The organism is Cetobacterium sp. NK01 (genome assembly GCF_024506395.1).
GTDB lineage: Bacteria > Fusobacteriota > Fusobacteriia > Fusobacteriales > Fusobacteriaceae > Cetobacterium_A > Cetobacterium_A somerae_A.
Genome location: NZ_JANIBO010000003.1, coordinates 1 through 26,043, shown reverse-complemented (window position 1 = coordinate 26,043; position 26,043 = coordinate 1). Strand labels below are relative to the sequence as shown.

Annotated in this window: 18 protein-coding genes; all 18 read right to left on the bottom strand. The window is 25.2% G+C overall.

The annotated features are described in order from the left end of the window. Positions 1–125: 125 nt before the first annotated feature. Positions 126–854 (bottom strand): hypothetical protein, encoded by a 729-nt coding sequence (locus NON08_RS12195; protein ID WP_256691881.1) that lies wholly within the window; start codon positions 852–854, stop codon positions 126–128. 98 nt (positions 855–952) lie between these two features. After that, complete coding sequence (locus tag NON08_RS12190; protein ID WP_256691880.1) at positions 953–1,252, bottom strand: hypothetical protein; 300 nt, start codon at positions 1,250–1,252, stop codon at positions 953–955. 28 nt (positions 1,253–1,280) lie between these two features. Next, positions 1,281–2,603 carry a hypothetical protein gene (locus NON08_RS12185; protein WP_256691879.1) on the bottom strand — a complete coding sequence of 441 codons (1,323 nt, stop codon included), beginning with the start codon at positions 2,601–2,603 and terminating at the stop codon, positions 1,281–1,283. A gap of 44 nt (positions 2,604–2,647) precedes the next feature. Then, positions 2,648–4,429 carry a DNA/RNA helicase domain-containing protein gene (locus NON08_RS12180; RefSeq protein WP_256691878.1) on the bottom strand — a complete coding sequence of 594 codons (1,782 nt, stop codon included), beginning with the start codon at positions 4,427–4,429 and terminating at the stop codon, positions 2,648–2,650. A 38-nt stretch (positions 4,430–4,467) separates the two neighbouring features. Beyond that, a complete protein-coding gene (locus tag NON08_RS12175) occupies positions 4,468–5,373 on the bottom strand; it encodes a hypothetical protein (protein WP_256691877.1) in 906 nt (301 codons plus the stop codon). 76 nt (positions 5,374–5,449) lie between these two features. Next, positions 5,450–8,830, bottom strand: a complete 3,381-nt coding sequence (locus NON08_RS12170) for a DEAD/DEAH box helicase family protein (protein WP_256691876.1) — start codon at positions 8,828–8,830, stop codon at positions 5,450–5,452. 166 nt (positions 8,831–8,996) lie between these two features. Beyond that, a complete protein-coding gene (locus NON08_RS12165; protein ID WP_256691875.1) occupies positions 8,997–10,181 on the bottom strand; it encodes a restriction endonuclease subunit S in 1,185 nt (394 codons plus the stop codon). A gap of 4 nt (positions 10,182–10,185) precedes the next feature. After that, the gene (locus tag NON08_RS12160) at positions 10,186–11,676 is read right to left on the bottom strand and encodes an N-6 DNA methylase (protein WP_256691874.1); all 1,491 of its coding nucleotides are present in this window, start codon (positions 11,674–11,676) and stop codon (positions 10,186–10,188) included. Positions 11,677–11,794: 118 nt separating this feature from the next. Further along, positions 11,795–13,915, bottom strand: a complete 2,121-nt coding sequence (locus NON08_RS12155) for a Z1 domain-containing protein (protein WP_256691872.1) — start codon at positions 13,913–13,915, stop codon at positions 11,795–11,797. Positions 13,916–13,964: 49 nt separating this feature from the next. Continuing rightward, the gene (locus NON08_RS12150) at positions 13,965–14,657 is read right to left on the bottom strand and encodes a hypothetical protein (RefSeq protein WP_256691871.1); all 693 of its coding nucleotides are present in this window, start codon (positions 14,655–14,657) and stop codon (positions 13,965–13,967) included. A gap of 28 nt (positions 14,658–14,685) precedes the next feature. Continuing rightward, complete coding sequence (locus tag NON08_RS12145; protein ID WP_256691870.1) at positions 14,686–15,960, bottom strand: N-6 DNA methylase; 1,275 nt, start codon at positions 15,958–15,960, stop codon at positions 14,686–14,688. Continuing rightward, the gene (locus NON08_RS12140; protein ID WP_256691869.1) at positions 15,953–16,522 is read right to left on the bottom strand and encodes a restriction endonuclease subunit S; all 570 of its coding nucleotides are present in this window, start codon (positions 16,520–16,522) and stop codon (positions 15,953–15,955) included. The genes NON08_RS12145 and NON08_RS12140 overlap by 8 nt, the downstream gene beginning before the upstream one ends. Positions 16,523–16,679: 157 nt before the next feature. Further along, positions 16,680–19,712 (bottom strand): competence protein CoiA family protein, encoded by a 3,033-nt coding sequence (locus NON08_RS12135; RefSeq protein WP_256691868.1) that lies wholly within the window; start codon positions 19,710–19,712, stop codon positions 16,680–16,682. A 183-nt stretch (positions 19,713–19,895) separates the two neighbouring features. Continuing rightward, a complete protein-coding gene (locus tag NON08_RS12130) occupies positions 19,896–22,691 on the bottom strand; it encodes a DEAD/DEAH box helicase family protein (protein WP_256691867.1) in 2,796 nt (931 codons plus the stop codon). Between the two features lie 56 nt (positions 22,692–22,747). Next, positions 22,748–24,142, bottom strand: a complete 1,395-nt coding sequence (locus NON08_RS12125) for a DUF262 domain-containing protein (RefSeq protein ID WP_256691866.1) — start codon at positions 24,140–24,142, stop codon at positions 22,748–22,750. Beyond that, on the bottom strand, positions 24,091–24,426 hold the full coding sequence (locus NON08_RS12120) for a DUF262 domain-containing protein (RefSeq protein WP_256691865.1): 336 nt from the start codon (positions 24,424–24,426) through the stop codon (positions 24,091–24,093). The genes NON08_RS12125 and NON08_RS12120 overlap by 52 nt, the downstream gene beginning before the upstream one ends. 23 nt (positions 24,427–24,449) lie before the next feature. After that, on the bottom strand, positions 24,450–25,196 hold the full coding sequence (locus NON08_RS12115; RefSeq protein WP_256691863.1) for a hypothetical protein: 747 nt from the start codon (positions 25,194–25,196) through the stop codon (positions 24,450–24,452). Continuing rightward, on the bottom strand, positions 25,186–26,043 hold an 858-nt coding region (locus NON08_RS12110; RefSeq protein ID WP_256691862.1), incomplete at its 5' end, for a hypothetical protein. The genes NON08_RS12115 and NON08_RS12110, both read right to left, overlap by 11 nt.

The window sequence follows — 26,043 nt, the reverse complement described above, 5'->3', positions numbered from 1 at the left end:
ACAACCATAATAACAGATTCAATTAGCAATATTCCCAATAACACTTTTTTTATTTTTGCTGTAGTCTCATTACACTCTCTGTATCCCTTGATTTTATTAAGTCAGATAATAACTTTTAAGTCTCTTTAATATATATAGTTTATTTGTAACTCTATCTTTTTAAAATCTGTATTTTTTAATCTTAAAATTTTATTTTCTTCATCCGTAAGAAAAAGATCTCTTTTAACTTTTGAAAACTTTTTAGCAATAACTTTTAAAACTTCATTGCTCATAATTATTTCCCCATCAATTAAAGTGTATTCTATTTCTAATTTTTTTAATTTTTGAATTAATTCAATTTTTCTTTTTTCGAGTTCTTTTTTATAAAATTTATCAATATAAATATTTAATTCCAAATGACTAAATTTACAAAAATGGTTTTCTATTTCTGTTAAGTCAATGCTTCCATATTTATTAAAAAATTTATTTATCATATACTCATCTATTGTATGAGTTCCATCTTCATCTAAATCAAAATCTACACCCATATAATATAATTTTTTTATAGTATCTTCATTTGATATTTTTAAATTTTTTTCAAATTTTTTATTAATATAAACATATCCTGTTTGTAATATTAATCTAATATCAAACTCCTTTGTTGTTGATAAAATCCATCGATATTCTCTTAACCAATATGCCAGTGCACTAGTACTTAACATTAATCCATCTTCAACTTCTTGATATTTTATTTCTAACAATTCAACACACATAAGATCAAAATCCTTTTGCTCTTCTTTGCTCTCTAGAAATATAAAATCTTTCCCTAATAATCCAAAGTTCTCAATAAGCTGCATAACATCAATTATATCCATTTTGCCTCCTTAGTAGCACAAGTCAAAGAGATAAAAAATTAGTTATTCCCAAACTCTTTCCTTAATTTATGTATTGCAACTTTTGTTATTACTAATTTTTATAATTCATAAATTTCAAGTGAAAGATTATCAGGATCTTGAAAAAATGTAAATCTTTTACCTGTTATTTCATTCACTCTAATAGGTTTACATTGCATCTTTTTAGAATTTAAATATTTCACCATTTTAAATATATTTTCAACTCCAAATTTTAAACATTGTTTACTTATAAATTTTTTAGTATCCAATTCTTTTTCAAGTTTACTTTTAGGTTCTTTAACTGTTTTATTGCCATGTTCTCTAACAGGGCTATAATTATACGATGGACTCCATCCTCTAGTAAATCTTCTCGGTCTCATATTTTCTCTTATATTATATTTTTAGTTTTTATTTATAATACAACTCTAAAATTTCTTCTAAACTTAAAGGTAGTAAATAACCCCTATCATTATAAAGTTTAGTCACAATTTTTCTTATTCCAGATCTATTTCCATGATGTATTTCTCTATGGCACATAGGACAAAGTGAAAATAAATTCTCTGGAATATCTAAATCCCACTCAAATTGTTCTTGAGCATTCATAGGAACAAGATGATGTGCTTCCATATATGGAATTCCTTTACCACTTATAAAAGTTTCATGATTTATTTGATGCTCACATTTGTAATTAGCAGATTTTAAAGCTTGATCAGCAATGCTACTATTTCTAGAAAAAGCTTGTCTTGGTGTAATTACTTCAGATCTCTTAGGTGCTGCCTTGAGTTTTAAAGTGTTACTTTGAATAGATTTAATTTCATTTATTTTGTCATCAGAGGGAGAGATACTATCTTTATTTAATAGTGCTTCTAATTCTTTAAAATAACTTTCCCGTTCTTCAAGTGATTTTAAAGCATAAATATAAGCTTCATTATCTCTTGCGTTTTCTTTTAGAAATTTAATAGCTTCATCTCTATTTTTAGTATATTTAATAATACTATCATCTTTGGAACATTCATATTCAAAATTAAAGTAATTAATTTGCACATTACTAAACAAATCATATATAGCTGAGCTTATATAAAGAGAGATATATTTACGGTGCTCACTTATAGGATAAAATTTTACTAGAAAATCACGTATCTCATCCATTTCTGAAGAATGGAAAACTTCAATCTCATTCTCTAATAATCTATAGTCATTTTTTTTAAGTTTGTATGTTAGATTAACTTTAGAATTTTCTAAATCAAATAAAAGTTTAAGTAACTTTTCTTTAAATACTTTTGTAATAGAGTTAGATGGATATTGGTTATTGTAAAATTGATTAAGTTCTTTAAAGGTCTCAAAGGAATACATTTCTATATTATCTATATTTACTACAAATTTTTTATCAACATAATCAAACGAGGGTAAAGAAGGATCATAACAATCTATTAAAGAGGTTCCCTTCTTATGCCTAATCATAATAGGACCGACTAGTTTACTATCTTTATATAAAATATATAGTCCTTGATCTGCTACTCTTCTTCTAAGTTCTCTAATAATAAATATTTTATCTTCATTACCTTCTAATTCTACAGTGTAGTATGAATATTCTGATTTTAAAATTTCAACTCTTTCTTCTAAGGTTTCAATATCTAACCATCCATCTATAAATTTTTGATAATCATTAGATTTTAAAGTTTTCTTAGTATTTCCATTATTTTTAAGCCAGTTTTTTTTACTTATTCTCACTATTTTAAATCTCCTGCTATTTTGTTATTTTGTTCTAAAAATTTTTATAATATTTTCATTCCTGCTTTAATTAAAAATTTATGTGTTTCATCAAACTTCTCATCTTTAGGAATATAGACAATAACACCATCTCTTCCTCTTGTTAATAGAACTCTATAACTATTAAGTCTTATCTTATGTGGATCCTGCAACTTTGTATCTAAAGTATATTTTATCCAATCATTTTCATCATGTAAAAGATCTTCACCCCAATAAATAATAGGCATATCAATTTCAAGCCCTTGACAATCAAACTCTGTAGCAATACTTTTAAAACTACAACAAGAATTTAGCGAAGAAACAGGATCATGGAACCAAGGTCCTGGATCAAATTTTTCAGTTTTATCTCTATAAACCTTTGAAGAACCTAATAGTCCATATTTTTTATATTTAGAATCTTTATATCTATTTAAACAATATTTTTTAGCTTTTCCTAATTCTCTTGTAATGTACATATTAAAGTTATTTTCTTGAATTTTTTCAGCTAACTTTTCATCTAGAATATTTTCTAAGAGATTTTTCACCCATTTTGGATATTCATTAGCTGCATGAGTTCTTAAAGATGAATCTAAATTAAATTCTTTTATGATTTTAATTTTAACATTATCCAACCCTTCAAAGTAAATTTTTAAACTTTCTGGACAAGTAACATACCAGAGCTTCTTACTACTTCTTAAAGCTTCTCTCCAGAGCTTTATCCCTTGTTCTTCTCCATGATGTATTTCTTGACCTTCTCCAATTAACCCCAAATAGTGACAAGGTTTTGCAGTCTTATCTGCTATTTCTATTATACATTGCGGCTCTGATTTTTTATAACGTTTATTCTGTAAAGCGTCCCAAGCTCTTTGTGCCTCATCAAAAACAATTATATTCGTATGAGGCTGTTTTGAATTACTAGTATATTCACTCTTAAATTTATATAAATCTGTAACAAATGTACGGCTTTGTAAAGCATATTGAAGTACCTTCACCAAAGGACCATTCCCAGATAAGAAACTCCCACCCTTACTATGATGTATAAATTCCAAGCCAAGTAAAGTTTTACCTGCCCCAGGTACTCCAGTTACAAATGATATAGAATTAGATCTACTTTTATTCTCTTTATCATCTGTAGTCCATTCTGATATTGTCTTTAATTTTTCTAGTGCAGTATATATACCAGCACTTTTAGCTGATCTCAACTCCTTTATATCATTATTATTAAATATATCTATAGCAGCATTAATTAGCGTAGGAAGTTGAGAATACTCAGATCCCATCCAAATTTTTGGATCAATATTTAGATTTTCTCCACTTAATAAAGTATTTAATGTATCTACTAGCATATTACAAGAACATATATTATATCTGCCATCTATTACTATCTTTTTATCCTCAATCATAGTGATTATAAGAAAAGGAACTACTGTAAGTTTCTGACTTTCTCTATGGTAACCTGTAATATCTCTATAATATCCTTTTAATTGATCAAGATCACTATGAGAATAGGTTTTTTTCATTTTAAATTCTAGTATAAAAACCTTATCTTCTAAAAGAAGTATAACATCAGGCCTTCTTCCACCTTCCATAGGAAGAAGATATTCAAAGATAATATGACCCTCTAAAGAAGATAATTTTTTTAACTCCTTTTGTAATTTTACAAAGCAATCTTTCCAAGCCATAACTTGTTCATTAGATGGAAATTCTCCAGCAAAGATCAATTTAAAATTGTTTATCATCTCTCCTAGCCACTGATCTTGTTCTATCTCTATAAATTTTTTGATATCTGAATCAAAACATCTCTTCACTAAAACCCCTCCCTTCTTTCAGATAAATTTGAAATCCATCAGAAAAAATCTGAGAAAATTATTCCTAATTTAAAATAAGAAAGTTTAACTTTTTTCTTAAAATAAAGATATTCTTTAGAATTAATCTTATTAAGTATCTCCATTATTATATTGTTATTTTTTTCATATTTTTCAACTAAATCAATCATAGTAAGTAATTCTAATTTAATTTTCATTTTTTTTTCATTATAGAAATTATAGTCTATAAAATCTAAATTTATAATAAGTTTAAAAAATAAAATATTTAAATTATTCAGAATCTTAATATAGGTAATTGAATCTATATTTGTTTGTAAAAGTTTTAATTTTTCTTCTAAAATTAGACTATATATCTCATTTTTTTTACAAGAAAAATTATTTTGAAATTCTTCAAATTTTTTTAAAAAATATTCTTTATGCTCGTGAGTTGTATCGTTTACCCAGAATACTTTATAAATATTAAATTCATGCATTAATTTAATAATTAATTTTTCATCTTTACAAGGCTCTAAGTGACGCCCATCTATAGATATACTCATTGATTCTTCTATTTTTTCTATTATATTTAATTTATCAAATTTTTTTAATTGCTCGAAATATTTTTGATTCTCTTTAATTAAAACATTAACTTCTAAAGCATCATTAAACATATTTGTTCCTTTTAAAGACAATAAAAATTCATCTAAAAAAAATACCTTACTATAAACATTGTCTGTTGAATTTTTTGATAACTCATTAAAAACACCCATTGTAAACTCTTTATTTAATTTGAAATAATCATCTTCTCTATTTTCTGATATTTTTTTTAGTATATCTTTCAATTGAATTTTTACATAATATAATGAAATTTGTTTTTGAATAACTTTTATTATTGATGTAATAAAGATACCCCATAGAGGAATCAACAATTCCTTTTTAATTTCCATAATTTATTAATTCCCCTTTTTATTTTAAAAGTTCTTTTTATTGTATGTTGCTTATGAATTTATTCAGCAATATTTTTTAATTAATTCTAAAATTAGCAGTACCATTAATACTGTCTATAATATCTACCAAACTTTTTGCATCTTCCATATTTGGAAAAATAGAGAAAAATTCAGCACCATAAAAATTCTTAATATCTGGATCTCTTAATTGTTTTTTATAAAACACTCCATTTTTAACATAATGCTTTATAATATAATCAATTAACTCTATTTGAACCCCACTAAACCCTTTTCCAGAAATCAACTCGCAAAACTGCTCTTCTACAGCTTTACCATCTAATCCTATTATAGATCTCAAAAATAACCCTAAAGTTATATCTTTATTTTGTTTTACTTCATTTTCTTTTTTTACTTCTTCATAAACTTCATCCACTGTAACTATCTTATTCCCAAATAATATATCATTTAACTCTTTAATATCTATATCATCTAGAACAATATTGTTTTTTAACTTAATTAATGATGCTTTTTCTTTATTTTCAAGCATTATTTTTCTAACACGATCTCTTGTTGGTAAAAAATCATATACCCCAAAAGAAATCCCCTTAGTTTCAGTTTTTATTATCTCATCAGAAAAATCTGTATAAATAATTTTTTGAGAAGAATTATCTCCATCTAAATATTTGATTAAATCTCTTAAATCATTTCTAATTTTTTCTAAAGCAATAATATCAATATCTTCCCAAAATTCATCATTATTAAGTAATTTAACTACTTCTTTTTTTTCAAGAACCTTAGGAATGCTTCCTAACTTTTCAAGCCCTTTTCCTAACTCTCTCAATCCTTTAATAGCACTTGGAATAACTTTACCTTCATCAAGTATTGATAGTTGTAACTTCATTATAAGTAAATCGAATCTCTTTGCTTTCTCATCTAAATCTTTAGAATAAACAATATAACTTATATTATTTTTAAGTTCATTTATTTTTATTTCATTTAAATTTGTTAGTTCATCTTTATCTTTATATTTTTCAATATATCTTACTTCTTTTCTTGCAAAAGCTGATGATATATCGATTTCTAAAATATCATTATGTATTGTATTTAATAAATTATTCCAAAACTCTTTATATTCCTTAATTTCTTGATATTTAATATCTTGTAAAAAGTAAGTAAGATTAACTCTAGAATTAAATATCTTTTGTGTAAGACTTTCTGGAACACATCCTTCAATCTCTTTTTGATTGCTTTCGAAAAATGTAAAATTTTTACAAAAATCAAAAATATAAAAATTTTTCTTATCAATTTCAGGTGAAAATATATTTGGACAAAGTCTAGTTCCTCTTCCAATCATTTGCCAGAATTTTGATTTCGATCTTATCTTCTTAAAGAATACTAGATTTAAAACTTCAGGAACATCTATTCCTGTATCAAGCATATCAACAGAAACAGCTATTTGAGGAAATTTAGTAACAATAGAAAATCTATCTATCAAATCTTGAGCATAATTCACTTTATTTGTAATTTTTTGGCAAAACTCTCCACCTAATTGTGGAAACATTTTATTAAAAACTTCTACTATGAACTCAGCATGTTTATCATTTTTGGCAAATATAATAGTTTTTCCTAGTTTATCTCCACCTTCTACTTTATGTCCTTGAGACATTAATGTTTCAATAACTTTTTCAACTGTATTTTTATTAAATAACCAACTATTAAGTGCTTCAGATCCAATCTCATCAGGAATATTACCCTCATCGTCTGAAAATTTCAATTCATATTCCTCTTTATCAGCATCGCTTAATTCACTATATTTAATACCCTTTTCTGGAAATTTTAAATCAATCTCCTTAACTTCAGGTAATACTAAATAACCATCATTTACAGCATCAAATAAATTATATGAATCTGTTGGTTCTCCATCTTTTAAATCAAATACTTTGTATGTATTTCTATCTATTTCATCTTTTGGTGTTGCAGTTAATCCTAATAACAAGCTGTCAAAATAATCAAAAATTGCACCGTATTTTTTATAAATACTTCTATGAGATTCATCCACTATTATTAAATCAAAATACCCTACACCAAATTGTCTTGTCCCATCTTCCCTTAGTTTATCTATTTCATTTATCATTGTTTGATATGTAGAAAATACTATTCTAGCTTTACTATTTCCTTTAGTCTCAATTAAATTCTCCAAAGTATGGTCGCTTCCAATTAGTTTAGAAAAATTTTTTTGAGCTTGATTTACAAGAGCTGTTCTATCTGCTAAAAATAATACTCTTTTAATTCTATTAGCAGTTAATAATACATCTACAATTGATATCGAAGTTCTAGTTTTTCCAGATCCTGTAGCCATTACTAAAAGAGCTTTTCTATAATTATCATAATAATTTTCAATTACTTTTGTTATGGCTCTAAGTTGGTAGCTTCTTCCTGCAATATCTGGATTAATCAGCTTTCTTGCTTTATCTAAATCTAAAGATTGTGTTCTTCTTATAATTAAAGTTTCAAGTTCTTCTTTTCTATAAAATCCATAAACTTGTCTAGGAATCTCATTTTTTTCCCATATATAAGTTTCAAATCCATTTGTATAAAATCTTACAGGATATTGTCCCCAATCTTTTTCCAAACACTCAGCATATAAAGTTACTTGATGTTTTCCTTCTTCTGGGTTTTTTAAAGTTCTTTTCGCTTCCACAACAGCTAAAGGTTTTCCATTATCTCCCCACAAAACATAATCAGCATATCCCTCTTCCTTTTTATTTGGCATTCCATTAACCTTAAATTCTTTAACATTAGGTTGATTAATATCCCAGCCAGCTTCCCTTAAGAGAATATCTATATATAACTTTCTAGTTTTAGCTTCATCTATGTTTTTAATAGTGAGCTCTCTGTGTTTTTTATTTACTTGCTCTACTTTTGAGTAATTTAATTTATTTAAATTTTCATTTTTCTCTTTTTCTAAAATTTCTATTCTTTTTAATAACTCTTCCTCTCTCATAGAAGAATATTTGTTTATAATATTTATATTAAAAGGTTTTTCTTCTTTTAAACTACCGTAACAATAAGCCATCCATGAAGTAAAATCATATAATATCTCTAAAGAAATTAGTGCGACTTCACTTGTTATAGCACTATTTTTATGAACAGCCTCATTTCCAGATAATCTTATAATATTTATTTTTTCTAACTCTTCTGAATTATCTATTATACTTTTAAATTCTGAAGTTCTTATTAAAGTTCCTAAAGTTTTATCTGTAATAATTTTCCCATTTATTTCTTTAGTGGGTTTATCCAATCCTTCTAAATCAAATAGTATATTAACTGCTAATTCTAAAGCTCTTCTACTATAAAAACAACTTGTTCTTGGTTTTATATATACATTTTCCTCTGCTTCTTTACAATCAAGATATAATTCTTTAAAATCATTTTCTAAAAAACTAAAATTTGACATCACTTTCCCCCTTTATAAACTAATAACTGTTGTTTAGCAAACAATAAAAACTATTGTTTGCTACTCACTAACTACTAGTAAAATTTAAATCTTTTTATATCCAATTATAAATTATATTTATTTTTATTTTTAGTTATTGGCTCTCCTTTAAAAATTCTACAAAGTATTAAAATAATTCCCCTTTAAACGCTTTATCTATCATAGAATCAAAATTTTCTTCTATCTGTTTTAATGATTCTTCACATAATTTTTTTTCATTTTCTATTGCCTCTATAATAGAAGCAAATTTATTTTGAAGTTCTATTGGTGGAAGATAAATCAAAAGTTCTTTTAATATAAATATTTTTAATTCTGAAAAAGTTGTACCAGAAGCTATCTTACTATAGTTTAATCTAAATATTATTTTTAAAAAATATTGAAGATATTTACTACAAATTATTTCTTCATTTCTCTTTATCCATAACACTCTTCCATCTTTATAATAAAAAGGATTATCATTATCTACACACCAAATTTTTCCATCTGGACAAATTGATGACATTAACAGATCTCCTATCTTAGGTATTGAATATTTCTTTTTAATTTTATTATAATGGTCTAATGAAATATATAACTCTGAAGTTATTTTTTCTCCCATACTTAATTTTCCAATTTCACTGCCTCTATAAAAAGGAATCCCTTCTAGTACTAACTCGCTTGTAAAAACTCTTGTACTAGAACCTACTTCTGTTAACTCACCAAGCTTTTTACTATTCCACTTCTTAGTGTTTAAAACTGGATCTCCAAACATATCTATAAATGTCGATTGAATTAACTCATCATATTTTTCTAATTGCAGTTTTCTATTATCTATAAGCTCTTGAGCTTTATCTAAGGCTTCTGCTATTTTTATCTGGATCTCCATTGGAGGTAATGGGATTTCTAATTCTTTAATGATTGTGGCTGATAAATTTTTTTGTGCTACTCCATTTGCTAGCTTACTTAATAATTTTTTTTTTGATTTCAACCAATAATTTATATAATCTAAATTAGTCCTATTATTATCTTTAGAAGAAATACCTAAAATAGCTTGATTGCAAGATAGATTCACACCTGCAAATGCAGTTTTTCCTATCGAGCCATACATTGCAAACATTAAAGTTCCTTTTTCAAAAATTTTATCTCTAATTGCATTTAACCCTCTATTTGTAATTTTTTCTTCACTATCATAAACAAATTTTCCTCTTACATTTAAATCTGATATTTTTAACCATGGTATTTGACCATTATAATAAAAATTTTCTTTTCTAGATGGTGTCCCTCCACTTGAAATGTCACATATTTTTTCTAATTTTACTTTTTTCCATGCCATTATTTTACACCTCTAACATAGCTTCAAGAGCTTGTATGCCTTCCATAATTTTCTTTTCAAGTTCTTTTATCTCAGACAATATTATAGATGGTTTTGCATATTCTACCTCTTCATATTCTACTTCTTTATATCTATTTAAAGATAAATCATAATTATTTTCTTTTATTTCAGATACAGGTACAAAGAATGATTTTTCTGTTCTTTTTCTTTCAACTTCTTTATCTAGATTCCCAAATCTTTCAATTATATCTGGAATATCATTTTCTTCTATAGGATTTCTTTTATCATCTAAAGAATATCCATCTGCTGTCATATCATAAAACCAAACTTTATCAGTTCCTCCATCTCCTGTTTTAGTGAAAATAAGGATTCCTGTGCTAACTCCTGCGTATGGCTTAAACACTCCACTTGGCATTGAAATTACAGCCTCTAACTTATGTTTTTCTATTATTTCCTCTCTTACACTCTTATGTGCATTAGACGATCCAAATAATACTCCATCAGGAATGATTACTGCTGCTCTTCCCCCTATTTTTAATATTCTTGTTATAAGTCTTAAAAATAATAGTTCTGTTTTCTTTGTTTTCGCTCCTTCTAATAAAGTAGAATTTACATCTTCATAATCTAAACTTCCTTTAAATGGAGGGTTTGCAAGAACAAGAGAATATTCATTTTCTTTTTTATAATCTACTGATAAGGAATTTTCTAAATAAAGATTAGGATTTTCAACATTATGAAGCATTAAGTTCATAGCTGATATCCCTAACATAGTTGCATCTGTATCATTTCCATTAAAGGCTTTTTGGTTAAAATGATCTCTTTTATCTTTACTTACCATTATTTCATTTTTATGATTTCTCATTAGATAATCTACACTACTAGCTAAAAATCCTGCTGTTCCACAAGCTGGATCTATTATTGTATCCTCTGGTGTTGGCTTCATTAATTCTACCATCATGTTTATTATATGCTTTGGTGTTCTAAATTGTCCATTTGTTCCACTTGTAGATAGCTTTGATAATAAATATTCGTATAAATCTCCTTTTGCATCTCTATCTTTTACAAAACTTTCATCAGAAAATATATCTTCCATTACATCCATAGTATTTTTAAGTACCTTAGCACTAGGAACTTTGTAAACTGCATTTTTCATATATTTAGAATACGCACTTTCTTCATCTCCTGAAAGTGTTTTTAAAAATTCCATTCCGTCATTTCTAATTATTTCATGTGCTTTTGAATTGTCTAATAATCTTGACCATCTTAAGTATTCTTTATCTTTTTGGTATATATATTTACTTGTATCTTCCTGTATTCCTAATAAAGCAGCACTTTGTATTGCTGTCTTTTCTTTTGACATTTGCTCTATGTCCAATCTTTTCATAAACATAAGATATGTTAGTTGTTCTATTACATCTATTGGATTAGTTAGTCCTCCCGTCCAAAAATATTCCCACATTTGATCCACTTTATTTTTTATTTCACCTGTTATCATATTAACTCCCTTCTAAATAAATTTCTATTTAATAATCTTTATTTTATCACTCTTAATTTTACCATAAAGACATACTTTATGCCATATTCTTGATACTATAGAAAGTATCTAAAGTTTATTACTTTAAAACTTCTGAAGTATAAACGGCTTTAGGAACATTCTTTTGTACTACAAGTACAGGCCAATAAAATTCAGCATCCATCCAATCATTAGCTTTTAAACCGTTCTGTCTCATTAACATTAACGTTGGCTCCTTATGAGCTAACTCTTTAGCTTGTCTTAAATCGTTGTCTCTATTATATGGCATATCTGAATAGTATCTTGAAGTTTTTCTTAATCTACTAATATTTCTATCTACTCCACAATAAACATTAATTTTATTAGAAGTACTTAAATAGTTTATTAATGAAATAAATGTATTTCTATCAACACAATTATTATTTTCTATTTCTATTGTTTTATAAATTAAATCTATTATATTACAAGCTTCATCTTTTGATATTGTAAATTTACCTTTTAATTCACCTTTATTATTTTCTCTAAGAATTCTATCAATTTCTTTTATATAATCCTTAATATGGGTTTTATATCCAGTCTGAAATCCTATTGGAGTTATAGTTTTACCTTCTTTTAAAAATTGAGTATTACTTATTCTTATTTTTTGTGGAGAACATGGTATTATTTTCCCATTACTATCAGTACTTATAAATATAATTCCTTTATCAAAATTACCTTGTTCAAAATCTTCTCTAAGTTTTGCATCAAAATCATTTATTTGAGACATTTTTTCATATAAATTTTTAGTTGTATAAAATCTTGTAACTGCCAAATCTTTTTCACTTCTATAACCATACATTCTTGAATGCTGCAAAACTGTATCTTGCTGCATTTTATTTGGGTTTCTTCCATAATAAAATCCAATTAAATTATTTATTGTAATTCCTCTATCTAATATTTGTCCACCAATAAATATATTTAAGGGTGTACGCAACCTAAGTTGTCCATCATCATCTAATAAAGTATTTATATCATTTTCTGAATTAACAATTACTTTACTTAACCATTCATCTTTTATAGCCTTTTTTACATAGTCTATAACCTCATCTAAGGATGGGTTTTCAAATCCATATTTTTCTACAGATTGAATTATATTAAAATAACTATTTTCAATAAACTTATCTAATAAAGAGGTATCTTTTTTCTGAACCTCATTTTTTAATTGCGATAATAATTCTTCTATTATATTTTCCTGTCTTGCATGAGAGTTTTTAGAAATTTCCGTATGAATTATAAAACTAAATTTATTACTTTTTCCTCTAGGATTTCCTCCATTTTGTAGAATCCTAATACAGCCTCCTGTTATAAAGTTTAAAATAGCTGTTCTTAATCCTTCTATTTTATTGCTTACTAAAATATCTTCCTCTTTGAACTTTCTACGATCACTGCTTTTCAATATTGTTAGTTCAGTCTCTTCTATTGCATGAAATAGATATTCTCCTAAAGGATTCTTTTCTCTGTCAAAATAATATTCTCCACCTATATATCCTTCTCCAGACGGAACTAAAACTGTTTCATAAGGTTTCACTGGTTTTATTTCTATGTCGTTCCCTAGATCTATATTTTCAGGCTGAAGATATAAGGAATAAGGAGTCGCAGTTACCTGGATAAATTTGCATTCTGTCTGAATTTTTAACTCATTAATTTGAGCTGCTATTTTTCTTAAATCAAACTCTTCTGTTTCTTTGTTTTTATCATATCCAACGCTCACAAAATCAGCTTCATCATCAATAATTAGACACTTTTTATTCTGAGCTAGAGAATAAGTTTGAATAAAATCCATCAGTCTAGGTAAATTATTTTTTTCTTTTTTTACAACAATTATAAGTTTTTTTTCTAATTCAAATTTAGTCATATTAGGCGATGCATTCATTATGTCAAATATTTCAACACTATCTTCTTCTAAAAATTCAGAAAATTCTTGTTTCATTCTTGCAACAGTTTGTTTTGCAAGTGCATTTGAATTTTTAGTTAAAATAACAGCTAAGTCATACCCATTATCAAAGCTTAATGATACAACACCTATAAAAGATTTAGTTTTTCCACTTTGAATTTTCCCTAACATCATTAAAGGCTTATCTTCTATTTCAGAAAGTTTTTCTACAGATTTTTCAATACATGCTAAAGTTTTTTCATTATACTCTTGTTTTTTTACTCTAAAAAATTCTCCTTCTAAAATCATCTTACTCCTCCAAAATATATACTTTATTTTAAGCAATTTTAAACAAATGTTATTTTTGATTATTTAACTCTGTATAGTCAGCTCTTAAATAAACACCATAATCTTTAACTGGAATCTTATACTCTTTTAAAAGTCTTTTTATAATATTTTTAATACCATTGGCACTTAAATTAGTTTCTATATACCCATTTACCTCTTTTATATATTTAGGATCTCTTAAGTTATCTTTAGATGATGATATTAGCTCCCTTTTTCTTCCAGTTATTTTTTTACTGATAATTATATCTAAAAATGTATTTTTATCTTTGTGTACTAAATACTCACAAGTATTTATTAAAACCTCTTTCCAATTGTTAGTGTCTATTTTTTTATTCTCTATTCTTATTCCACAAGGTCTTTTAAAAGTAAAAGTACCATAAAGATTATGCTCTACTTGATCATCTACCTTATAATTTTCATAATCTTTAGGACTTGTTTTTTCAATCTCTTCATATTCTTCAACATCCAAATCTTTTTCCAATATATCATCAATCAACTCAGATTTTTCTTTCAATTGGCTCATTATATTCATAATATTTGTCATTTTTTCCATATCACCTAACTTGGCTATTTCTGGAATGTTTTCATGAGCTATCTTATCTCTAATTTCATCTAATATATCTTTTTTTAATTCCAAACATGCTAGTAAATCATTATATTTGCTATTTTTTGTTTCTTTTAAAAAATTTAATATCTCCTTCATCTCTTGGAACTCCCCCTTAATTTAAATTTTATATTTTACTTAAAATCTTATCAGAAATATCTCTGTATTTAGTTATTTTCTCCATTGATACCTTCATCTCTTCAACAATCCTTTCTGTACTTTTCATATAAACCTTTGGTTCAATATATCTAACTATATTTAAAACTCCATCATTTTTTAGAATCTCATCACATGATACAAATTTAGATATATTTTCAATCTCTTGAAACTCCTTGTAAATTCTAGCTAGATCTTGTAACTCCTCTTTACTTATAGTTACACCACCTCTAATTTTTTTAAACTTCTCTTTTGCATCTAAGAAGAATATCTTTTTACTCTTCTTAGTTTTATTAAATATAACTAAACTTGTTTGAATTCCAGTATGATGCATTAAGTTACTTGGTAATGAGATAACTCCTTCAATAAATCCAGATTTTATAATATTACTTCTTACATCTCCCTCTACACCACCTCTAAAAAGTGCTCCTTCAGGTAATATAATAGCTCCACGCTTTTTTGATTTATCTATTGCTAAAGATAAAAAATATAAATCTGTAGTTCTCTTTGGAACTCCCCATTTTAAATAATTTCTATCCTCTTCTAAATTTACACTACTCATACTATATGGTGGATCACAAACAACCACATCACTCTCTTCAAAGTCACCATTTAAAGAATTTATTATCTCTACCTCACCATCTTTATTAGCTATACTTAGCATTAAGTTACCGAAACTACCTAGAGTAAAGTTTATTTCATAGCCACCTATCTCTTTTTTTCCAACTCTTAAAGCTAAATCTCCCTTACCAAAAGTTATATCAATACATTTTTCAGTATTTTTAACCTCTAAAATCTCTTTTAATAACTCTCCAACCTCTTTTGGAGTGGAAAATTGCCCTATTCCAGAATTTTGAAAACTATTAATTGTCTCTATGATTTCTAAGGCTATCTCTAAAAATTGACCTCTATCTATTTTTTGCTGAAATAATCTGTCTATTTTTAAAAACTCTTGAAGCTCTTCTAAAGAAATTTTTGATAAAACTCTTAAATTCTCATTTAAAAAATCAAAATTCTTTAAAACTTCAGAAAACTCACTAGCTAAATTTTCAATAGTTACCTCTTTTTCAAAAGATATATTATCTAAGTATCTCTCTAGTTTATGAGGCTCTCTTAAATGCTCTCTTCCATCTTTAAGTGAATACATAAATTCATATGTCATTTTGAACTCTAAAGCTTTTACTAGTTCCTCATTATTTAATCTTCTTTTTAAATTCTCAGTTTTAAGTTTAATTATTTTATCCACCAATAATCACCTCATACTTTGATAATATCTTTCTTTCTATTAACTCCTCTTTAGCTTTTAAATACTTTTCAGTTTCTTTTTTTTCTATTTCAAAAGCCTCTATTAAAGTGGCAAACTCTTTTTGCTCCTCTAAAGGTGGTAAATTAAAATCAAAATCTTCTAGAATGTTCTTTCTAATAACCTTAATTGTCGCACCTGATGTATTTTTTTCAAAATACTTTTCAGCTACCTCAGTTTTTAAAATCCACTGTAGATACTTAGGAACGATTTTTGTTAAATCAGGTCTCAGTATAAAGTACGAAGTACTCGGTAATAAGTTTTCAATATCCTCTTCTATTAATATTGAATCACTTTTATTTCCCTTTGCTTGAAACAATATATCATCTTTTACTAAAAAATATTTTGAATGAATCTCTTTATCATTATCTACACTTCCGTACTCAAAAGATTCAATTTTACTATCCTTTATACAAGAAGGTGTAATTAATTTATAGTCACTTTCCACTTCACTCTTCTTAATATTAAAGGGATTCACAATAGTCATACATGATTTTAACTTCATTTCATTTACCTCCGTTTTAAAAACAGTATATCATTTACTTTTATGTTTGAAGTATAATCTTTATTTTGTAAAAAGTCAATAGTTTTTTTGTTTTTTTTAACAGTATATTATTTACTTTAAAAAAATAGAGATGCATTTTGCATCTCTACATAAAATCTTATTTTAAATTTATAGTTACTTCTTTTTCTAGTCCTACTCCAATAAATTCTTTCTCATGTTTTTCAAAACAATATTGATAATAAATTTTATCCAATAAATCTTGAACATATACTATTCTATTTTCTAAATCGATATATTTAATCGTACCTGTAATCGTGTTCTTAAAAAAATTCGCTTCTAGAAAATCAAATTCATTTTTTTGATTTTTTATTATTTTACACTCTAATATATCACCATTTGTTAAAGGCTTTACTTTTCCTGGAATGCTCTTAGATGAAATTTGAAACTCTAGATTTAAGTCAGTGTTTTTTAGAAAATATAAATCTCCAATTACCCTATTAATAACAAAGTGTTTATTTAAAACTTCTTCTTTCAAAGGCTCATTTTCTAAAAAATCTTTATTACTTTTATCTAATTTTAAATATACTTCTCTTTTCTCTTTGAAAACATCTTCATCTAAAAGTTCTAATTTATCATAAATCTCTAATGCTTTTTCTAAGTTATTTAAAGGAATATCTGCAATTAATAAAGATTCTAAAATATTTTTTGAAAGCTCAAACTCCTCCTCACCTAAAAGCGTTTCCACCAATCTATAAATATCTTCTAAATTATTCGTTAAAAATAAATCTTTTGAATTTTGTATGTATATTCCTAATAAAATACTTTCTAAATTATTATTCCATCTATTATTCAAACACTTCTCATAGTTTTCTTCGTTTAAATTCTCTACTCCTATAAAAACTATTTTTAATAATTTATCTAAAATCTCTTCATTCTCCCTAAAGGTTCCTGCTATTTTTTCTACAAATTTCTTTATTTCTGAAAATTCTTTTAAATTATACTTTTTTAAATATTTATAAAAATCTAAAATTTGAATTAAGTTATCCTTTGAGATATTCAAAAAATGATTTATATACGAATTTAAAAATTTTTTATTATTGACTTGCTCCACTATATTTTCATTATTATAGTCTTGCACTCTAAATGTAGAGAATAAAAATTCTAAATTTTCACTCCAAGTTTTTAAAAATTTTTCGTCAGCTTTTCTTTTAGCTTCTTTTTTATTTTTTCCAACTCCATAATAGAAAAAATCCTCTTCTATATCTTCTAATAGATTAACCTTTAAATTACAAGTTATTTTCTCTAAAGAAAAATCTATATTACTATCTACATAACTATATTCAAAATCTATATAATTTTTTTGGAAGATTTCTTGTGCTTGAGTTATTTCTAATTTATTTATATTTAAAATATCATTCTTATAGAATGGCTCCATTAATGTTTTCAGATAATTACAACTTGGATCACATTGAAAATTTAAAAACAATAGAGATTGAAAAACATCTTTATTCTCCAATTGTCCATCTAAATTTTCATGTGCTTTCTTTTTAATTATTAAACTTTCGAAATTATTATCTCTTAATATCTCTGTAGTTCGATCATTTAAAATACAGTATTCTAAAATTTTTAAAATATCATCATCAATTTTCATTCTATTTTCAAATATTATATTTAAGATTACCAATCTTTTTACTTCAGCTCCTATAGTAACAGCACCAGTTATATCTAAAGCGTTATAATCTAAGTACATAGATTTATGTATAAAATAACTTTTTACTCTTGACATATCGCATTTAAAATTACTTCTAAGTTTTTCATATTGTTTTTCTTGATTCAGAGTATACTCAATATTTTTACGATTTTTCTGAAAAGTTTTAGTTTTTTCTAAATTACTAAACTTTAATAATTCTGGATTTTTATCTAAAAAAATTTTTTTACACTCTTTCATTGCTTCTTTTTTACTTTTAGCTTTTGCATAATAATCTTTGTTTTGAACTTTCATTTTAATCTCAAATATTTTACAGTGATCCAAACCTGATTCACTAACTACTGTATATTGTGCCGATAACCCAGTTTTTGATATTATTTGATTAAATATTTCTTCATAGTTTTTCATATAATTTTCTTCTAATCCAATATATTTAAAAATCAATCTCTTTAAGTATACAAACCCTTTTTTATAGAATAAAAATCCTATTATTTTATTTAAAAATATCTGCTTAACTGAATCAGTCATATCAACATTTTTTTCTATAACCAATATATCTTCTAACTTTAAACAATCAAATAATTTTACAGTTAGAAAATTAGATATTTTATTTGAAATCCTATAGTCCTCTTTAATTCCTCTTTCATAAAAATATGTTCCTACTAAAATATTAACCAAACTTCTTCCGCTTATTAAATAATAATCATCTGATATTTTATCCTCTTGGCTAGATGACTGAAGTTTCATATTTTTTACCGTACTATGAGTTATTAAATCTTTTATCTCTTTTTCTAAGTTATCAAATTTTGAAAATTGAAACTTTTCGTAAAAATTATTAATATTTTCTTTTATAAATAAATCTATATTACTTCTTCTTTTGTCTTTTTCTAAAGCTATATATTTTAGATAAAGCTCTTTTAAAGCCTCCATATCTAAATTTATCTTTCTTGGGTTTAGCAGAGGTTCTAATACAGTAATTTCTCTATTATTTAAATAAAAAAGATTTTTATCTTTTTTTATAGACTTAATATTTTTTTCATTTCCATATAAAAAAACCATTCCTTCATATTTTATTTTGCTTTCTAAAAACTCTTCAATTTTTTTCAGATACACTTTTATATTCATATTATTATAAGTTGTTAAAAATTCCACTTTATTTTCAAAATCAACTTCTAAAAAACTTATTTCAGGTATTTTTTTCAAAATTGTATAAATATTTTTCTTGTTATTAATATACTCTTCACTTGTTATAAAATTTCTTTTAGAACAAAACTTGTTATCATGACTTAAATTATGTGCAAAATGAGGAACTTTAATATTTCCAGATTTAAGAAAAACTGCTTCTCCACATTCATCACAGTATAATAAATTTTTTTGACTTGCAATTCTCCAAATAGTTTCTAACTCCATATTTTTCTTTCCATTTTCCTCTAAAATATCAAATGAACAAATCTTCTTTTTCCTTAATAAACAAGTTTCCATTTTCTTTACCTCCCCCACAAAAGCAATAAAATCCTATTATTATTTTACCATAAAACAACAGCAAAAACAAAAAAAACAAGAGCTTTTAAACTCTTGTTTCCACTGGATTTAATGCTACATATTCTATACTTATTAATAGCATTAAAATAATTAAACCGTTATTAATAACTTAATTCAAGTTTTTTATTCTACCAAACTTTTATATTGTAATAATTCATCTGGAATTTTTTCTTCTAATTGAAATTTTATCTTATGATTATATTTTTTTGTATCTACTTTATTTAACTCCGGTTCTCCTATAATTTTAACTTTTCCCATATTAAAATATGAAGTATTACTATATTGAAGATGTGGGAATCTTACTCCTATACAAAACTCGTAATTCTTATCAATAAACTCTTTTAATTTCTTTTCTGCAGCTTCTTTTGTCATTGAAGTTTTTGTTAAATAAATAATCTTATCAGATTCATAAATAGAATTATCATGAAAAGTTTCTTTTTCAGAAATTGTAATTGGACAGTATACTTTTTTATTTTTTTTATCCATTAACTCTCCTATTGCATTCATATAACAGTCTTCTGAACCAGAGTTAAAAAGAAACTCTCCTTTATCCAATAAATCAAATGTTTTCATTTTATAATCATGATTTTGACTTAAATATTCTATTAAATCAATATGTTCCAAGAATAATTCATATGCATTTTCTTCTTTTAATTTATTAATTATTTTACTATTTATTAACAACTCTTCATTTTCGTATAAAAATACTTTAGGTAAAGAGTACTTTAAATTATAATAGTCACTTTTAATAGCGCTAGATATACTATTTTCACAATCATCTTTATGAGCAAGAATCCTAATTAAAATAGAATTTGAGCTTTTCTCTCCTTTTAAAAGTTTTGAATAATCAACTAGAGTTTCCTTATTATAAGCTCTAAAAATAAATTGTGTTATAAATTTAAAGAACTTAGATAAAAAATCACTATCTTTAACTATATTATATTTTTCCACATATTTTTCCACAAATACATCATAAAAATTTTTACAAAGTAATTGAATAAGTTCTAACTCTTTAAAATTTGGATTTTTATAAAGTTCTAGTAAAGTTGGTATTTCTTTAAATCTGTAAAGTTCATCTCTAAACTTTTGCTTAAGTTGACTCTCTACCTTGAACTCCTTAGAAATAGACTTTATTATTTTATCCATAGCTTCTTTTTCAATTTCAACATTAATAAAAGGAGATACTGTTTTAAACCCAGTATTAGCATACTTGAATAATTTTCTTTTATCTACAGTTGTATTTCCTGTTAAAACCTCTGCTATACTATAGTTATTTTTAGAGTTTCCAATTATATCAAAAACTGTAACATATTTATGTGGATCATTCGTTCTTCTTAACCCTCTTCCCAATTGCTGTAAATATATTATTGATGAAGTAGTATTTCTAAGCATAATAATCATATTGACTCCTGGAATATCAACACCTTCATTAAATCTATCAACAACACAAACTAATTGAGTACTTTTTTCTTTATCAGATTTTAAACTTAAAATTTGTTCTTCTATTTTCTCTCTATCAACCTCATAACCACTTGCACAAAAACTAATAATATTTAATTTATTAAACTCATTTGATAAGCTTTCTGCTTCATCAACGTCTTTACAAAATACAATACCTTTTAATTTTTCTCCATAGTGCCCTTTGTCTTTTATAAGATCTTTTAAATAAACAGCTAATTTTTCTACATCAAATTTTTCTTTAGATTTTAAAAGCCTTTCATCTAGATTATAACCATAATAAGTAAAAGGACAAACTAATTCATGCTCCATAGCATCTAATAATCGAATTTCATAAGGAACATTATATTTAAATACTTCAAATAGGTATTTAGGATTATCACTTCTTTCTGGAGTAGCTGTAATTCCTAAAGAAAATTTTGGATTAAACCATTCAATTAAATTTTTATATATAGTCTCTTCTCCAATTTTATGAGCTTCATCATAAATAATATAATCAAAAAAATCTTTTGAATATTTAGAACTTTTATAAAAAGTATTTTTAGCAGTTTTATCTGTTGTAAAAATAAAATCTGCATTTGATATTTGCTCAAAAGTATTATTAGTTTTTAACTCTAGTATTTTTTTATCTTTAAATATTTTTTTAAAAGTTTTTATTGCATCAGTTAAAATAAGTCTGTTATGAACTAAAAATAGAACTTTTTTAGCTTTAGAATTTCTAACATCAAACGCTGATAAGTATGTTTTACCTGTTCCTGTTGCAGCTATAACTAATCCTCTATCAAATTCTTTTCGACACTCTTTTAACTCCTCTAAAGCTTTTCTTTGCATATAATTTGGAGTTATTTCAGATTCTAATTTTATATCAGAAATCTTTTTTAATAACTCTTTTTTTCTATTAAACTTTTCCTTGTATTCATTAATAAATTCTTCTGTAATAAATTTTGATGATTTATCATTCCAAATCATATCGAACGTATCTCTATACTCTTTTACAATCTCTCCCTCATCTTTAGCCTTGATTTCAACTCCCATCTCATGCACAAACCCAAAAGCCCTTAATGATATATTAGAACTTCCGATTAGAAGAGTTTTTTCTTTTGAATTTTCACCAAAATAACTTTTTAAATGAAATCCCATATCTCCAAATTCAGGATCATAAACCTTAGAACTAATTGACAGTTCTTTTAAAGCTTCCAATGATCTTATATCTGTAACAGTTCCATCTGTTGTAACTATTATTCTGCTTTTAGAATCAAATTTTTTTAATCCTTCGTGTATAAGAGATAATCCTGACCAAACAGCATAACTCACAGCTATATCAATTCTAGATGATTTTTCTAAAATTTCTTTAACCTTCTCTTGAATACCTTTTGTATTTCCATTTATTATTATTTTCGGATTATGATCTGAATGATTTATATCTTTATTTATAAGCGATTTTTCAATTGCTAAATCCATTTATTCTCTCCTTCTATGAATAAATTAGTTCATTTTATATTGTAAGCTAATAACCTTTATTCAATAATACTCCATCTTTTCACTGCAATTTCTGATAATTTTTTTTGTCTTGATTCTATATTTTTTATACTCCATTCTTTAAAATTAATTAATTCTTTATTAAGTTGAATTGTAGATTCACTGTAAGATTGCTTTTTTACTTCAAATGTATTATTTTTTACTTTATTATTTAGTTTATTATATAAAAGTGTTAAATTACCAATTTTATTTAAATATTTAGTATGTAGTTCGTTGTCTATATTCCATTTATCTCCCAATGCTTTTGGCATTATATGTTCTAACTGAATTTTATTATTATCTTTGATTATTGTTGTTTCATTATCATAAAAATCATTAATCTCTCTTAAAACATACTTAGCCGTAGTTACTTGTTTAATTTCTGCTGTTTCAAACGCAACTAAGAATTCCTCATCGCTTAAAATATTATCCTTTAATTCTTTATTTATAGATTCAAAATCTATCAATGTTTCTGTTGTTATTTTGGATGCTAAGTTAGAAAATAAAATTTCATATTTATTTGCAACTTTATCACCAATTACACAATTTCTTAAAAATAAAGTTTCTATATTATGAACAATTTTTTTTATAATCTCTTCATTAAAACCTTTATTCTCTAATGCTAATATCAAAGGGAAAAAAGTACTCGCATCCATTATTCTCAAGTTTGTTAAAGATTCATTTATATCCTTATCATCAAAATAAAATCCATTTTCAGGTTTTTCTAAAGATTTATATAATGGTGAAAGCTTTTCGATTTCTTCAATAAATTCCTTTGTATCAACAGGAGTAGAAATTTTATCTCTCAATCTTTTATATAAATCTTTTTCTCTAGAAAAAGAATATTTTGAATTCCAATAATGCCTAATATATCTAGTTACATCTATTTCTTCTAAAGTTTCCAAAATTTTTTGCCAAGTATTTTTTACTAACTCAAGATTTCCTTTAGATATTCTAAAAAGATGATTTTTTAATAAATCTGCTGTCTCAAGATCTTTTCCTCTAGCATTTAAAGTTTCAAATATAATAAATGCTTCATATTCATTATCTGTTTCTACATACATAACTTTTATTTTTGATAAAAAAGTCTCATAAATTTCTTTTAATTTTAAATATTGTTCATTTGAGTTTTTAGAATCATCTAACTTTTTCTTGATTTCATTATAAAAATAGTTATATGCTTCTTTTATTTTAATATGGGAAGGAATTTTCTCTACATTTACTTCAAACTCTTTTTTTCTAAACATTTGAATATAAGTTCTAAAAAATTCCTTATCTACCTCTCCTAAAGTCAATTTTAACTCATTTTTAGTTTCAGAATATCTTCCTATAAATTTTATCTTTATATCTTCATAGATATCTTGAGCATCTGAAATATTAAACTTCTCATGCAACTCATAAAAAAATCTCTTAAAACTGCCAAAAGAATTATCATTGTTGTTGTTCGTTGCTGCCCATCAATTATATATTTTTTCCCATCATTTTCGTTTAGTACAACCTGCCCTAAAAAATGCTCCTCTCTATCTTTTTCTAAAATAATAGTTTGTAGATCTTTCCAAAAATCATCAACTTCTGTTTCCTTACTCCACGAATACTCTCTTTGATAATCTGGAATATAATATTTACTTTTTTGTAAATAAGTCTCAATACTTTCAAAAGAAAAATTTTTGATCCCCATAACATACTCCTTTTGTTTTTATTTTATTTTACAAATTTACTATAATGATCTAAATATTTTAGAAAATAATTTTTAAACTCCTCCTTATCCAAAGCATGAACAAACACTGCAGGATAACTCTTTGCAAATTCATTAATAACTCTACGGCCAACTCTTTCATCTTTATCATTTGATAGATCTATTTTTTTCTTTAGAATCTCTGAAGATTCTGTTTCAACTATTGTATCTAAAAATTTTATTAAAAAATTGCTATTCTTAAATATTTCAGATTTTAAAATATAGTTATAAACATCCAGATTCTCTGTAATAAGATCAAAATATCTAATATGATCCTCTTTGTCAGGTATCATCTCTTGTATATATTCAGCCCCAAATATCAATTTATACACATAATTTTCCCAGTCAAATTTCTTTAAAACAATATTTCTAAAATCTTTTTCTGAATCTAAAGAGATTCGATATTCTGAAATCAATCTATCTTTTAACTTATCTAAAAATAAAGAATACCAAAAATTACGATCTAATAAAATCTCTCTACCTAATTTTAAATAGTTATTTCTCATACATAAAAATGCCTGACGATACTTTGCTTTTCTTGCTTCTTCATTTTTATCTGGTATATATATTGGAAAAAATAGATTTTCTTGAGATAATTCAACCTCATAAAATTCCTCTAGAAAAATCTCATCTTCATTTTTATAATTGCCTATATAGTATTCAAAAACTTGTGGCTTTCTTATTATCTCTGGATTTAGTTTCCTAATCTTCATCTTTGCACACTCCCATAATTCCTTTATAATATTCACTTACTATATTCGGAGAGATTTGATTGATAATCTCATCTATATTGTCAAATGAGACCTCTTTAATTCCCTTATTTTCAAGCAGTTTAACTATTTTTCGATAAACTCCTTTGCTTGCATTAGAAATACTATTTTTGTCTATCTCTAATACGTTCTCTTGATTTTTACAATCTACTACAATCATCTCCATAAGTAATTTTTGTAAACCTATATAAAGATATGGATAATTTAATCTTTTAGATTCTGAAATCTTTCCATATTGATATTTTTCATCTTTAAATATTAAAACAATATTTTCATCTCTAACTTCAATTTTTATTTCACTTGAAATACTCTTATCAATTTTTTTCTCAAATAGATCCACTGTGGTTTTTTCACTTCTATCAAATATAACTACATTTGAAAATCCAACAATTGAATTTTTATCTATTATAATACTTTCATTGTCATCTGTATAAAATGGATCTATATCATAATTATCTTTAAAATCTAATTCTGAACTGCTTTTTAGAATTAATTGAATTTTACTGTTACTTTTAAAAGATAGTTTTGATCTGTCTATATTTAAAATATTATTATCTGGAAGCTTGTAAAAGCTACTATCTTGAGTTTTTATAATAACATAGTATTCAATCTCTTTAGATTTTAAAAGTTCTCTTAAAAAATCTGACTCCATTTGGATATTTAACTCTAAAGAGTAAAATTCATTATTACTTTTAACATCAATATCAAAGAAAAATTTATTGTTAATGTAATCTGTTGAATTTGAACACATTATCGGATAAGGAAAAGATGCGTCTTCTGTATATATCAT

Excerpts from the sequence above, each read along its gene's own strand:
- NON08_RS12120 (WP_256691865.1), bottom strand. The coding sequence starts at position 24,426 with ATGGGGATCAAAAATTTTTCTTTTGAAAGTATTGAGACTTATTTACAA.
- NON08_RS12170 (WP_256691876.1), bottom strand. The coding sequence starts at position 8,830 with ATGTCAAATTTTAGTTTTTTAGAAAATGATTTTAAAGAATTATATCTT.
- NON08_RS12190 (WP_256691880.1), bottom strand. The coding sequence starts at position 1,252 with ATGAGACCGAGAAGATTTACTAGAGGATGGAGTCCATCGTATAATTAT.
- NON08_RS12155 (WP_256691872.1), bottom strand. The coding sequence starts at position 13,915 with ATGATTTTAGAAGGAGAATTTTTTAGAGTAAAAAAACAAGAGTATAAT.
- NON08_RS12165 (WP_256691875.1), bottom strand. The coding sequence starts at position 10,181 with ATGGCATGGAAAAAAGTAAAATTAGAAAAAATATGTGACATTTCAAGT.
- NON08_RS12130 (WP_256691867.1), bottom strand. The coding sequence starts at position 22,691 with ATGGATTTAGCAATTGAAAAATCGCTTATAAATAAAGATATAAATCAT.
- NON08_RS12195 (WP_256691881.1), bottom strand. The coding sequence starts at position 854 with ATGGATATAATTGATGTTATGCAGCTTATTGAGAACTTTGGATTATTA.
- NON08_RS12135 (WP_256691868.1), bottom strand. The coding sequence starts at position 19,712 with ATGGAAACTTGTTTATTAAGGAAAAAGAAGATTTGTTCATTTGATATT.
- NON08_RS12175 (WP_256691877.1), bottom strand. The coding sequence starts at position 5,373 with ATGGAAATTAAAAAGGAATTGTTGATTCCTCTATGGGGTATCTTTATT.
- NON08_RS12140 (WP_256691869.1), bottom strand. The coding sequence starts at position 16,522 with ATGAAGTTAAAATCATGTATGACTATTGTGAATCCCTTTAATATTAAG.
- NON08_RS12150 (WP_256691871.1), bottom strand. The coding sequence starts at position 14,657 with ATGAAGGAGATATTAAATTTTTTAAAAGAAACAAAAAATAGCAAATAT.
- NON08_RS12115 (WP_256691863.1), bottom strand. The coding sequence starts at position 25,196 with ATGAAGATTAGGAAACTAAATCCAGAGATAATAAGAAAGCCACAAGTT.
- NON08_RS12160 (WP_256691874.1), bottom strand. The coding sequence starts at position 11,676 with ATGATAACAGGTGAAATAAAAAATAAAGTGGATCAAATGTGGGAATAT.